The following is a 12,560-nucleotide window of genomic DNA, read 5'->3' as shown; positions in this document are numbered from 1 at the left end:
GGAGGCTCTTTGTCCATCCATCGTATGACTGGTCGTTTATCCCGTCGCTCTTGGAGCGCACTGCTTATCCATTTCCCAATGTCACATCTTCTTCAAGATTTAACGGTGAGCACCCTGGCGGGCCATGCCGTTATTCATTTCGGTATTACGCTGCGGCAGAAAAAACATCAGGTAACGCAGTGCCACATACCCGACGATGACAGTAGCCACCCCCAGCTCGAAGTGGGCCAGCAGTCTGATCTGCTCGACGTAGTGACTCCCTTGCGCAAACCCTTCAACCAGATGAGCCACTTTGAACAGGGCGGTGGCACCGATCACCAGCGGGAAGGTGAAGGCGGCATAACCCGGCGAAAAGGGCAGACGCAGCAGTTTGATGAAGGCCAGATAGATGATACCGGTCATCAGGATGGCAATCCCCAACAGCACGGCCACCAGCAGCAGTGACGGCTCCTGGCTGACGGTCAGGTAACCGGCCAAAGAGAGGCTGGCAGGAGCCGCCAGAATGGCGATGGTCGGTTTGGCTGCATCCGGCACTTCATGGCTGAAGATCAGGCGATAGAGCATCAGCGGCAGCATCAGGCCGTAACAGATGATCCCGAACCAGAGTAGACCGTTGGCCAGCGGGGCAAACTGACCACCCGGGAAGGCGACGTCAGCCACGATGATCCCCACCGGCGGCACGAACCAGCTCGGCACCATGTGGTGGATTTCAAACTCTTTGGCGCGATGCCAGATAAAAGTGGCCAAGAACAGCAGGTGAACCGCCACGGCAAACAGCCAGAGGGCCTCGCCCGCTTGCGGCGCAATCATACCCAGCGCTTTGGAGACCACCATGGTGCCCATGGCATAGGTCGGTACCACACTGCCCACCACGGGGTGAGCGAGATCCTGCAACAACAGGCGGGGGTGAAGCAGAAACTTGAAGGTCAGGATCACCAGCAGCACGGCCGCAATGGCAGCGCCCAGCAGTTGCATCCGGCCATCGAAGTGACCGGCATTTTCCCAACACCAACCAAGGCTGGCGATGCCCAGCGCCAGACCCGCCATGGGGGTTGGGGCAGCAGCCAGTGATTTACGGGTTCTTGCGATCATGATGACACCTTTCTATTGATGACTATGGCGATAGGATAATGACCCCTTATCGTTTACGATATCTAAATGAATTAAATCAATCATTCAGGAAAACCAAACACGATGAAACTGACCCTGCAGCAGCTGAAAGTGTTCGCCACCATTGCCCGCTATGGAAACCTTGGCCTTGCCGCCAACGAGCTCTGCCTGAGCAAGGGGGCTGTCTCCCAGTCGCTGCAGGAGCTGGAGCGCCAGCTCTCCACCCCGCTGTTTGACCGCATTCACCCAAGATTGCAGCTCAACAACGAGGGGCGACTGCTGCAACCGGCCGCCGAAGAGCTGCTGACCCGGATGCAGGATATCGAGAACCTGTTCAGCCCCGATGCCGAACCGAGCGGCCAGCTGCGCCTTGGTGCCAGCCAGACCATCGGCAACTACCTGCTCCCCACCCTGCTCGCCAGCAGCAAACAGGAGCTGGGACTCCCCCCCAAGGTGACCATCAACAACACTCACCTGCTCTGCCATGCGCTGGCCAATTTCGAGCTGGATATGGCACTGATCGAGGGGGAGAACCACCACCCCGACCTGCTCGCCGAACCCTGGCTGCAGGACGAGATGCTGGTGGTGGCCCCACCCGGTCACCCGCTTGCCAACAAGAAGGAGCTCTCCCTCTCCCGTCTGGGGGGCGAGACCTGGGTATTGCGTGAAGCACAATCGGGCAGCCGCGAGCAATTTATCCAGCAGATCCAGCCCGAGCTGCCCCGCTGGCAACCAGGGCTTGAACTCAACACTCTGGAGGCGGTGATGCTGGCGGTGGAGAAGGGGCTTGGCATCTCCTTTATCTCCCGGCTGGCAGCCTCGGATCGCCTGGCAGATGGGCGGCTGATCGCCCTGCCCCTCTCCCGTCGCTTCCCGCGCCAGCTCTCCCTTATCTGGCACAAGCAGAAGTACCACTCCACCTCCCTGCGCCACTTTATCCACTTCTGCCGGGCTCAGGTGAAGGATGCCGAGGTGAACCGCCCAGAGTAACGCCCGCTCGGAGCGCCGCTGGCACGCCCGCCCGCCAATAACGGAAAAAGCAGAGAGGGAGCCACGGCTCCCTCTCTTTGATTCGCTTCTGAGTATCACTTCGCCAGACTGCGCAACCAGCTGATCTCCTCGCCCCAGATGGACTCGTCTATGGTCTCGAGGATCAGCGGAATGCGATCGAAGCGATCATCATTCATGATGTGGTGGAATACTGCCTCCCCCAGATTGCCCTCCCGCAAGCTGTGGTGGCGATCGACCCGGCTACCGAAGGTACACTTGGCGCCGTTGATATGCATCCCCTTGAGATAGTGAAAACCCACCGTGCGGTCGAACTCGGCAAAGACGGCAGCGCAGCTCTCGGCGGTGCGCAGATCGTAACCGGCGGCAAAGGCGTGGCAAGTATCGAAACAGATCCCGACCCGGCTCTTGTCCTCCACCCCTTCGATGATGGTGGCGAGGTGCTCGAACGACCAGCCGAGGTTGGTCCCCTGCCCGGCGGTATTCTCGATCACCGCCGTCACCCCTTCACTGCGCTCCAGCGCCCAGTTGATGGACTCGCTCACCAGCTTGAGGCTGGCCGCCTCGGGAATTTGCTTGAGATGGCTACCGGGGTGGAAGTTCAGATAACAGAGCCCCAGCTGCTCGCAGCGTTTCATCTCGTCGAGAAACGCATCGCGGGATTTGGCCAGACCATCGGGATCCGGGTGGCCCAGATTGATGAGGTAGCTGTCGTGGGGCAGGATCTGCTCCGGCAGAAAACCGGCCTTGTCACAAGCCGCCTTGAAGGCACGGATGGTGGCATCCGACAAGGGGGCCGCCTGCCACTGACGTTGATTCTTGGTAAAGAGGGCAAACGCGTTGGCCCCGATGGCCTGGGCGCGGGCGATGGTATTCTCCACCCCGCCGGCCGCACTGACGTGGGCTCCGATATATTTCATACAATCTCCTCGATACGGCAAGACGCCATTATGCCGATCCCGCCCGGCCACGCCAAACCGGGATATCCGATAGCGGGTATCGACAAATAGCGCCACCTTGGCAAAGCGGCTGCGTTTCATGGCGCAATCGGCCTGCTCTGTAGCAACCTCTCCCCAGAAGGGATAGTTAGAGCCCGTCCACGCCAGCATGGCGCCCATAAAAAACGCAGCGTATCGCCTGAGCAATAACGCTGCGTCTTTGGGTCTCTCAGCCGTCCCCCTTGCCGTGACCCGAATGGCCAGCGACAAGGGAGCAAGAATGCGCGGGGAGAGTCGCCTTAGAACGGCATCTTGAAGCCTGGCGGCAGTTGCATGCCACCGGTCAGCTCGCCCATCTTGGCCTTGTTCTGCTCTTCCACACGACGCACAGCATCGTTGCAAGCGGCGGCAACCAGATCTTCCAGCAGCTCCTTGTCATCTTCCATCAGGGAGGGGTCGATCTCGATGCGACGGACGCTGTGGCTACCGGTCATGGTGACCTTGACCATGCCAGCACCGGCTTCACCGGTCACTTCCATCTGAGCCAGCTGCTCCTGCGCCTTCTGCATACGCTCTTGCATCTGTTGGGCCTGTTTCATCAGGTTCCCCATTCCACCTTTACCAAACATATGTCGTCTCTCGTCTTGAAATCCGGCATCCAGCGCCGGGCTGTGGGCTTGTCTGTCCTAGATGGGGACAGCCAAACTGCTTTTCAACCGGAAGCAAGCTCCCGGCCACGGAATTTAGCGGTTGAGGGGCTCAATGCTCTCGTGATGAAGCACGGCACCAAACCGCTGAACTAAAAACTGCACGTTGGGATCCTGCTCCAGATCCCGGGTCACCTGCTCGCGCACCCCGAGATAGAGGCGGTGCTCGATCTCGAGGGGGGTCTCCTGGTCAGGCACCACACCGAGCGTCACCTCGACCTGCACAGGTTGACCCAGCGCTGGCCCAATGATCTCGGCCAGATCGGCGCGCGCCTTGTCGCTCACCAGATGGCGCTGCTCGGGCTTGAGGGTTAGCAGTACCTTGTCCCCTTCCCGCGTCATCACCGAGTTGATGGCGAGCTGGCGCAGCCGCCCACCCACCTGAGTGTGGGCGATCAACTCGGCCCAAGCATCGCCGCAACCATTGAGCAGCGAGGAGGGGATAAGGCGAGTCGCCTCTCCCTCTTGCGGCTCGCTGTCGCTCTCGAGCTCATCCCAGTCGATGGTCTCCATCACCGGTTGAGGGGGTTCATCCTGCGTCACAGGAGCAGCAGCCACTGCCGTGGTGGCAACGGGCGGCTGGGTCGCAGGTGCGGGCGTCACCGCAGGCGCCGCAGCGCTGCGCTCACCGGGCCGATAGCTCGGCTGCCCGTCGAGATCCCAGGGTGGCAGATCGGTTGGCTGGGCCGGTGCCGTGACGGGGGCATGGCTCATCACCGGAGTCTGCCCAGCAAAGCCCTGATTGAGGTACTCCTCGTATTCCCCGTTGTCACCCTGCGGCTCGTAACTGTCGTTATAGAGATCCACTGGCGGCAGATCATCATAGTGACCCATCGCCGCCATCCCCTGCCCGGCCGGTTGGCTGACAGAGACAGGCTGTTGCGCGGCGGCCGGTGCAGTAGCGGGCGCAACAGGGCGAGCTGGCGCAACTGGTACTGCGCGCGGCGCAGGCGCCGCCGGGGCATCCTGACCTCGCTGGCGGCTGCGCAGCATGTTTCGCTTGCCAAGCAGACTCTGCATGCTCGATACCGCTGATACCGGTTCAGCAGCGGCAACAGGCGTTGCTGTCGCTGCGAGCGCGGGCTCGAAGGGGGCGGTCAGCGGCTCGCCACGGGAATGGTCCGCGTAGGCTGCGGCAGAAGCTTGTTCATCAGCATCTGCGGGCTGTGCAGCTGAGTGCGCAGACACATCGGGCTGCGCATGGGTCAACGCGGGCTCGGGTTGATACCCCATGCCCGCAGCCTCGCGCAGCAACTCATCCTGCTGGCTGAACAGCTCGGCGGCTTGCGCCTCCTCCTCACTATCGGCGGGGTTGCCGATGTCATCCGTCATCGCAGGCAGGGAGACATCAACAGCGGGCACTGCGCTGGTAGCAACAGGCGTGCTGGCAACAGGGCTGGCTAGCGGTGCAGGCACGGCGCCGCTGATCGGTGCCACTACGGCCGATTCAGCGGCCGGGCGCTTTCCCGGCAAGGTGCCAACCGGCGTTGCACTGCTCGTCATTGACGGGGGCAACGCAGTGAGGCTGGCCGGATGCAGGGCATCGCGCCTTGGCGAGAAGGCGAGCATCCGCAGGCAGGTCATCTCCAGCGCGGTGCGGCCATCGGGGGCCCAGGGCAGATCTTTACGGCCACCCAGCACGATCTGGTAGCAGAGCTGCACCTCTTCCGGGCTCATCGCCTTGGCCAGTTGCAGCAGGGAATCGGCATCCGCCCCCTGCTCCTGCACACTGGCAGGCAGCAGCTGCGCCATGGCGATGCGATGGAGCAAGCCTTCCAGCTCGGCGTGGAGCTGATCAAAATCGGGGCCCAAGGTGGCGATCTCAGTGATCTTGGCCATGGTCGCGGGGGCATCTTGCCGCAAAATGGCTTCCAGCAGCTGGTGCAGATGGCGGTGATCGAGCGTGCCCAGCATCGCCAGCACGCTGTCGAGGCGCACGCTGCCATTGCCGTGAGCCAGCGCCTGATCGGTCAGGCTCAGGGCATCGCGCATACTGCCGTCGGCGGCTTTGGCCAGTGCCAGCAGGGCGCGCGGCTCAAACGGCTGCCCCTCCTGATCCAGCACCCATTCGAGCTGCTTGGCAATCTGGGTCTGATCCAGACTCTTCAGATGAAACTGCAGGCAGCGCGAGAGAATAGTAATGGGCAGCTTCTGCGGATCCGTGGTGGCCAGCAGAAACTTCACATAGGGGGGCGGCTCTTCCAGGGTTTTCAGCAACGCGTTGAAGCTGTGGCGCGACAACATGTGCACTTCATCGATGAGGTAGACCTTGAAGCGGCCGCGGGCCGGACGGTACTGCACGTTGTCGAGCAGCTCGCGGGTATCTTCCACCTTGGTGCGGGACGCCGCGTCAATCTCCAGCAGGTCGACAAAGTTGCCCTGATCGATCTCGCGGCAGGTATCACAGACGCCGCACGGGTGGCTGCTGATCCCCTGCTCGCAGTTGAGGCTCTTGGCCAGAATACGGGCGATGGTGGTCTTGCCGACCCCGCGGGTACCGCTCAGCAGATAGGCGTGATGCAGCCGTCCCTGATCCAGGGCGTTGGTCAAGGCGGTCAGCACATGTTGCTGGCCTACCACTTGTTCAAACGTATGGGGGCGCCATTTACGCGCCAGAACCTGATAGCTCATAAATCCATCATGCAGGGAAGACAGGGCATTGAGGCCGGATGCTAACACAAATGGCGGGCTGGCTGTATCGGCTATCGGTCAGAGCGGGAGGGATCGCTTGATTTTCAAACCGATGCCCGCAAGGGCACCGGTTCAATGCAGGCCCGATGCAGAGGATCGGGCCGAAGAGGCATTACTCGCCGGCCAGCTCGACCAGTGAGACCACCTTGATGCCAGCGGCAGTCAGGCGGGCATCGCCACCCAGAGACGGCAGGGAGATGATAAAGGCAGCATCGGCAACTTCACCACCGGCACGGCGGATCAGCTTGACGGTCGCATCGACGGTACCGCCGGTCGCCAGCAGATCGTCCACGACCAGCACCTTGTCACCGGGCACGATGGCATCGGTGTGCAGTTGCAGGGTGTCGGTGCCGTACTCGAGGGCATAGGACTCCTCGATCACTTCGCGCGGCAGCTTGCCCGGCTTGCGGACCGGCACGAAGCCCAGCCCCATGGCATAGGCAACCGGCGCGCCAAAGATGAAGCCGCGAGCTTCGGTGCCAACAATCTTGGTGATCCCTTGATCACGATAATGATTGGCCAGCAGATCGATGGTGGCCTTGAAGGCCTCGGCGTTCTCGATCAGGCTGGTGATGTCACGAAACAGAATGCCCGGCTTCGGATAGTCGGGAATGGTCTTGATGCTTGCTTCGATAAATTTCAGGGTTTCCGGATTCATGTGTTGACCGCTTATTTTTTTGACCCAGGGGTGGCCATTTTTTCTCAATTCCCTTCTGCGGGAAATAAAAAAGCCTGTCACGCAAAAATGACAGGCCGACTCCATAGCATTATTGCTGCAATAGCTTAGGGACTTCACTTCACCATTGCAACTGGCTCCAGCACCGGCAGGCGCATTAACCAGGTGAGCAGGATCACCATTATGACAACCAGCAGACCCTTGACCCACAGCAGTGGCACCACCGCCAGCGACACCGAGAAAGTGAGCAAAATGAAGATAATGGCGCGCCGTCTGGCCTGACGACGAATACCGCGATACTGCTGCCAATCCACGATGGGCGGGCCAAACCAGGGATGGGTCAGCAACCAGCGATGAAAACGGGGCGATGAGCGGGCAAACAGGGCGGCGGCCAGCAACATGAAGGGGGTAGTCGGCAAGAGCGGCAGCACAATGCCCACAATACCGGTGGCAAATGCCAGCCACCCGAGCGCCATCAGACACCAACGCTTCATTCCTTCTCCTTGCCTGATTTATCTCCCTCTAGCCTAACAGAGTTTGAGCGGGTGCTGACAGCGGGCCGCAACCCCACTACAATCTGCGCTCTTTTTTCTTGCCACTCTCGTCGGAAAGCCGTTATGCGCGTTATTTTGGCCCCCATGCAGGGGGTACTGGATCACCTGATGCGGGAGGTACTCACCTCCGTCAATGATTACGATCTCTGCGTGAGCGAGTTTATCCGGGTCGTCGATCAGCTGCTACCCGCCAAGGTGTTCTACCGCCTCTGCCCTGAACTGCTGCAAGATGGCAAAACCCGCGCAGGCACCCCGGTGCGGGTACAACTGCTGGGGCAACACCCCGAGTGGCTGGCCGAGAACGCCGTGCGCGCCATCGAGCTGGGCTCCCCCGGCGTCGATCTCAACTTCGGCTGTCCCGCCCCTACGGTCAACAAGAGCAAGGGCGGTGCGGTGCTGCTCAAAGAGCCCGAGACCATCTACCGCATCGTCAAGGCGGTGCGCGAGGCGGTGCCCGCCCATCTGCCGGTGAGCGCCAAAATTCGCCTCGGTTACGATGACAAGGATCTCTATCTGGAGAACGCCCAGGCGGTCTTCCAGGGGGGCGCCAACGAGCTGGCCGTTCATGCCCGCACCAAGCGCGAAGGCTACAAGGCACCCGCACACTGGGAGTATGTGGATGCCATTCGCCGCGCCCTGCCCATCCCCGTCACCGCCAACGGCGAGATTTGGGATCATAAAGATGCCCTCGCCTGCGCCAGGGTCTCGGGTTGCGATGCCCTGATGGTCGGGCGCGGCGCCATCTCCCTGCCCAATCTGGCCAACGTGATGAAAACCGGCTGCCCGCACATGAGCTGGGCCGAGGTGCTGCAGTTGATGGTGAGCTATACCGAGCAGGATCTGGCCAGCGAAAAAGCCGACTACTACCCCAGCCGCATCAAACAGTGGTTCAGCTATCTCAAACGGGAATATCCCGAAGCGGACCTGCTGTTTCAGGAGATCCGGGTGCTCAAAGAGACGGCTCCCATCCGCGATGCCCTGCTGCAAGCAGCCAAAAGCCACGGCTAACCACGTTTAACTTGACGCATATCATCTTGATAGAGTTATCGGATCCCTATACTGCCCCGAATCTGTCGTCTGTCCTGTGGGGGATAATGTGTGTGAAATGACGCAAGCACAGTTGACTGTCTGGCGTAATCGCCTGCTGTCAGACTGGGCCCAAGTACGAGAAACGTTGATCGGTCAGCTCAAAGCCTGCCGCCGTGACGAATGGGCCGAGCAGGTCGGTCACTGCGAGCAGGATCAACTGGTGGAACTGACCAGCCGGCTGGATCTGCCGAAGGTAGAGCAGAGCGTGGCCCGCCTCAAGCGGATCGACGCGGCACTCTGCCAGATGGATCTCGGCCTCTATGGCCTCTGCTCCGATTGTGAAGAGCCGCTTTCCATCGAACAGCTGGAACAGGATCCGACCCTGCAACGCTGCCCGCGCTGTGAAACCCGTTACCGCAAGGGATTCCACGCCCACGAACTGTGAGGGATGCACATCTGTGCATCCACTCACCCCTCAGCACTGGTTACTCCGTCGTTCCTGTCCAATACTCAACCGTATCAGCCTGTTCGAGGGTATGCGTTGTGTACAGACTCTTGTTGTTATGGTGTTTGTGTTGCCAGGCTACGGCACAGGAGTCATTGGTCGTGGGCTGGGTCGACTGGCAGCCCTTCAGTTATCGCAATGAACAGCAACAGCTCCGCGGACTGGATGTGGAGCTGCTCAACGCCATCTTCCTGCGGGCCGGTTATCGGGCCAAATTCAGTGAAATGCCCTGGGCTCGCGTGCTGCACGAGCTGAAATTCGGCACGGTTCAACTGGCCATGTCAGCCAATATCACCGCCGAGCGGCAGCAATATGCCCGCTTCAGCCACCCCTATCGGGAAGAGGAGACGGCCATCGTCATCCGTCGGCAAGATGCCGCTCGTTGGCGCGGGATCACCACCCTGGAGCAGTTGATCAACACCCCCGACTTTCATATCGGGGTGCTCAAGGGCTTTGATTATGGCAATACATTCCGCCAGTTGATGGCAAGGCCCGAGCTGCAGCCCCGTCTGCAGATGCGCCTGCGGCTGGATCAGTTGCTGAAGATGTTGCAAGGGGGTCGGATCCAGGGGTTTATTCTGGATCCCCACGGACTGCAGGAGTGGCAGGGTAAGGATGGCGTGCAGGACAAGCTGTATATTCTGCTGCATATCGAACAGACACCGGTTCACCTGATGCTGAGCAAAGAGAGCACTACTGAGGCGCAACTGCAGCGGATCAATCAAGCTATCGATCAATTGAAACAGAGCCCCGACTATCAGCAGATCCTCGATCGCTACCAGTTCAGATCCCTGCATTCACAGGAAAACACTCATAAGTAAGGGGAGCATCAGCTCCCCTTGCAGTCTCAAGCAAACCCAATCCTGTCTCAAACAGCCCTGGTTGCAACTTGCCAGGACGTTTTGGTCACCGATAACGTGATGGTTAACCCTGGCTATCAGCGTCCCAGCACAATGTCGGCAAGGTGGGCGAAGTGGTGGATTTCGTATGTGGCATCGCACTCGCCCGCTTGCCGCGCCGGGTTGTACCAGCAGGTTGCCAGCCCCTGCGCCGCCGCCCCGGCAATATCAGTTTTCGGATTATCCCCCACCATCAGCACCCGGGCTGGATCTGGCTGTCCCATCAAGGAAAGAGTGTGCTGGAAAATAGCTGGCGCTGGCTTGGTCACCCGGATCTCGTCGGAGATCACCAGCGGCTCGAACCACTCGCTCCAGCCCAGTTTGCCGAGCCGCCCCCGCTGAGGCACGCTGAAACCATTGGTGATGATCCCCATCCGCACCTTGCTGCGTAGCTGCTGCAGGGTCTCGACCACCCCTTCGAGAGGCATGCTAAGGGCAATGATCTGCTCCAGAAAGGTGTTGTTCATCGCCATGGGATCGGCGGCAACCTGCTGGGCAAAGAGGGAGAAGCGGGTCTGCTGCAACGCCGTTGCATCGATCTCGCCGTCGTTGTACTGCTGCCAGAGCCCGTGATTGAGGGTGTGGTACTGCGCCATGCTGGCGTCATCAGCCTGTACGCCATAGATCTGCAGAGTGTGCGTCAGCGCAGAGGCGACCGGAAAATCGAGCAGGGTTTCATCCAAATCGAACAGCACCCAGTCATAGCTTGGTTGTTTCACAGAAATCCTTGTTATCATTCAGATTGTTCAGAGGCTTGGCGACCAACTCTGCCAAGCGGACTGGCCAGCAGATCCAGCGTGAGACGCACGCCGAAGCCGGTCACTTCGCTGGAGACCACCCCATTGCCCCCCTTGTTGCGAAAACCGCTCAGGTCGAAGTGCAACCAAGGGATCTGCTCGGGCACGAAGTGGGAGAGGAAACGGGCCGCATCAATGTGATCCGGCGAACTGCCCGGTGCACACTGCAACAGATCAGCCCACTCGCTCTCGATGTTGTCGTCGTAATCGTCATCAAGCGGGAAGGGCCAGATCCGCTCACCGCTGCGCTGACCCAGATTGACCAGTGATGCCATCCATTCGCTGCGATTGGTAAAGACGCCGCTATAGCGGCTACCCAGCGCCCGTTTGCAGGCCCCGGTCAGGGTCGCGTAATCGAGCAGCAGATCCGGAGTATCCTGCACCGCCATTGCCAGAGTATCGGCCAGTACCATTCGCCCTTCGGCATCGGTATCGACCACCTCGATGGAGGTGCCATTGATGGCAGTCACCACCTCACCGGGGCGATAGGCGTGAGGGCCGATATGGTTCTCGGCAATGGCCAGCCAGCAGTGCACCTCGTAGGGTAGCTGAGCTCGGCTGATAGCGTAGAGGGTGCCGAGCGCCACCGCGCTGCCCCCCATGTCCAGATGCATGCCATACATGCTGCCGGAGACCTTGAGGTTGTAACCGCCAGAGTCGTGGCAGATCCCCTTGCCCACCAACGCAATGCGGCGCACCGGCTTGGGTGGGTAGTAGCTGAGCTTGACCATGGCTCCCTGATTGTCTTCCGAGCCACGAGCAACGGCCAGAAACGCCCCCGCCCCCAACTCGGCCAGCTGTGCCTGATCATAGTGATGGCACTGCCACCCCTCATCTTGCGCCAGCTTGCTGACAAACTCGCGATAGCTGGCGGCCGTCAGCTCGGAGGCAGGCAACACCGCCAGATGGCGAGCCAACCCGTTCCCCCCCGCTTCGCTGTAAAGACGCGCCAAGTCCAGCACCACCGCGGGTGAAACCTTGATCTGCTGATAGCTCCAGCTGCTTTCACTGCGGCGCTTGCTGGTGGGCAACGAAATATTGGCGGCAAGCAGGGCCGACAACATCACTTCGGCCAGCATCACTCGCTCGGAGGGAGCAAAACCTTCCAGATGCAGCCCGAGCCGCTCCACATTGAGCCCAGAAAGAGGAGCAATCCAGCCTCTGATCTGTTTATAGAGGCGGTGATCCCGCGTCACACTGCCGGCCACAAACATCACCTGCAACAGGGTATTGCCATGCATCAGGGTAAAGGGCGCTTTTTTCCCCAGCGCAAGCTGGGTCTGGAGACCCGCAAGGGCGGGGAGCGAAAGCAAGGACTCCTTCTGCTCTTCGGCGATCAGCAGCAGTTGCAACGGCAGCCCTTGAGCAAGGGCTTCGGCCAGCGTGGCATCCCGGCTTTCAATAGCAGGAGGAAGATAGGTGAAGGGAGTGATCACAGGCGCGTGCCTCATCCATGAAGAGATAACTGATGATACCCAACAAATGGTTGATACGACCAGTTTTGGTCTTGAAAAAGCGTCAGAAATAGCAGCAATCACCAGACGGTGACGAGCATCAAGAAGGATTGTTCAATGATTGGCAATACAGGAAGGAAACGTACAGAAAGTTGGTTGCGGGGGCCGGATTTGAACCGACGACCTTCGGGT

The 12,560-nt window shown here is 60.2% G+C and carries 12 protein-coding genes; 4 read left to right on the top strand and 8 right to left on the bottom strand.

The features are described 5' to 3' along the window. Window positions 1-99: 99 nt before the first annotated feature. Window positions 100-1,092: a TDT family transporter gene (locus L972_RS06450; protein ID WP_005352390.1), complete on the bottom strand. Its 993-nt coding sequence runs from the start codon at window positions 1,090-1,092 to the stop codon at window positions 100-102. Window positions 1,093-1,194: 102 nt separating this feature from the next. On the opposite strand from L972_RS06450, the gene L972_RS06445 reads away from it, so the two are divergent. Continuing rightward, on the top strand, window positions 1,195-2,100 hold the full coding sequence (locus L972_RS06445; RefSeq protein ID WP_047436775.1) for a LysR substrate-binding domain-containing protein: 906 nt from the start codon (window positions 1,195-1,197) through the stop codon (window positions 2,098-2,100). A gap of 95 nt (window positions 2,101-2,195) precedes the next feature. On the opposite strand, the gene nfo is transcribed toward L972_RS06445, so the two are convergent. The 5 genes from nfo to L972_RS06420 form a co-directional block, all read right to left on the bottom strand. Next, window positions 2,196-3,038 carry a deoxyribonuclease IV gene (gene nfo / locus L972_RS06440; protein WP_005333444.1) on the bottom strand — a complete coding sequence of 281 codons (843 nt, stop codon included), beginning with the start codon at window positions 3,036-3,038 and terminating at the stop codon, window positions 2,196-2,198. Window positions 3,039-3,355: 317 nt separating this feature from the next. Next, entirely contained in the window at window positions 3,356-3,685 is a 330-nt protein-coding gene (locus tag L972_RS06435) for a YbaB/EbfC family nucleoid-associated protein (protein WP_005333445.1), read from the bottom strand. A gap of 114 nt (window positions 3,686-3,799) precedes the next feature. Next, entirely contained in the window at window positions 3,800-6,394 is a 2,595-nt protein-coding gene (gene dnaX / locus L972_RS06430) for a DNA polymerase III subunit gamma/tau (protein ID WP_047436771.1), read from the bottom strand. Between the two features lie 172 nt (window positions 6,395-6,566). Next, window positions 6,567-7,112, bottom strand: a complete 546-nt coding sequence (gene apt, locus L972_RS06425) for an adenine phosphoribosyltransferase (protein WP_005352403.1) — start codon at window positions 7,110-7,112, stop codon at window positions 6,567-6,569. A gap of 134 nt (window positions 7,113-7,246) precedes the next feature. Further along, window positions 7,247-7,624, bottom strand: coding sequence for a YbaN family protein (locus L972_RS06420; RefSeq protein WP_005352406.1), 378 nt, complete (start codon window positions 7,622-7,624; stop codon window positions 7,247-7,249). Window positions 7,625-7,747: 123 nt separating this feature from the next. On the opposite strand from L972_RS06420, the gene dusC reads away from it, so the two are divergent. From dusC to L972_RS06405, 3 genes are all read left to right on the top strand, one after another. Then, window positions 7,748-8,692: a tRNA dihydrouridine(16) synthase DusC gene (gene dusC, locus L972_RS06415; protein WP_047436768.1), complete on the top strand. Its 945-nt coding sequence runs from the start codon at window positions 7,748-7,750 to the stop codon at window positions 8,690-8,692. 97 nt (window positions 8,693-8,789) lie between these two features. Then, the gene (locus L972_RS06410) at window positions 8,790-9,158 is read left to right on the top strand and encodes a TraR/DksA family transcriptional regulator (protein WP_005333451.1); all 369 of its coding nucleotides are present in this window, start codon (window positions 8,790-8,792) and stop codon (window positions 9,156-9,158) included. A 161-nt stretch (window positions 9,159-9,319) separates the two neighbouring features. Continuing rightward, entirely contained in the window at window positions 9,320-10,039 is a 720-nt protein-coding gene (locus L972_RS06405; RefSeq protein ID WP_081990696.1) for a substrate-binding periplasmic protein, read from the top strand. Between the two features lie 116 nt (window positions 10,040-10,155). Here L972_RS06405 and yjjG read toward each other — a convergent pair whose 3' ends face one another. Continuing rightward, window positions 10,156-10,836: a pyrimidine 5'-nucleotidase gene (yjjG, locus tag L972_RS06400; RefSeq protein WP_047436762.1), complete on the bottom strand. Its 681-nt coding sequence runs from the start codon at window positions 10,834-10,836 to the stop codon at window positions 10,156-10,158. A 14-nt stretch (window positions 10,837-10,850) separates the two neighbouring features. After that, window positions 10,851-12,350: a M17 family metallopeptidase gene (locus L972_RS06395; RefSeq protein WP_047436759.1), complete on the bottom strand. Its 1,500-nt coding sequence runs from the start codon at window positions 12,348-12,350 to the stop codon at window positions 10,851-10,853. Window positions 12,351-12,560: the final 210 nt, after the last annotated feature.

It is taken from the genome of Aeromonas sp. ZOR0001, from assembly GCF_000801015.1.
In the GTDB taxonomy this organism is placed as follows: domain Bacteria; phylum Pseudomonadota; class Gammaproteobacteria; order Enterobacterales; family Aeromonadaceae; genus Aeromonas; species Aeromonas veronii.
Note: the sequence above shows the minus strand (reverse complement) of the source record. Positions and strands in the feature narration are given on the sequence as shown.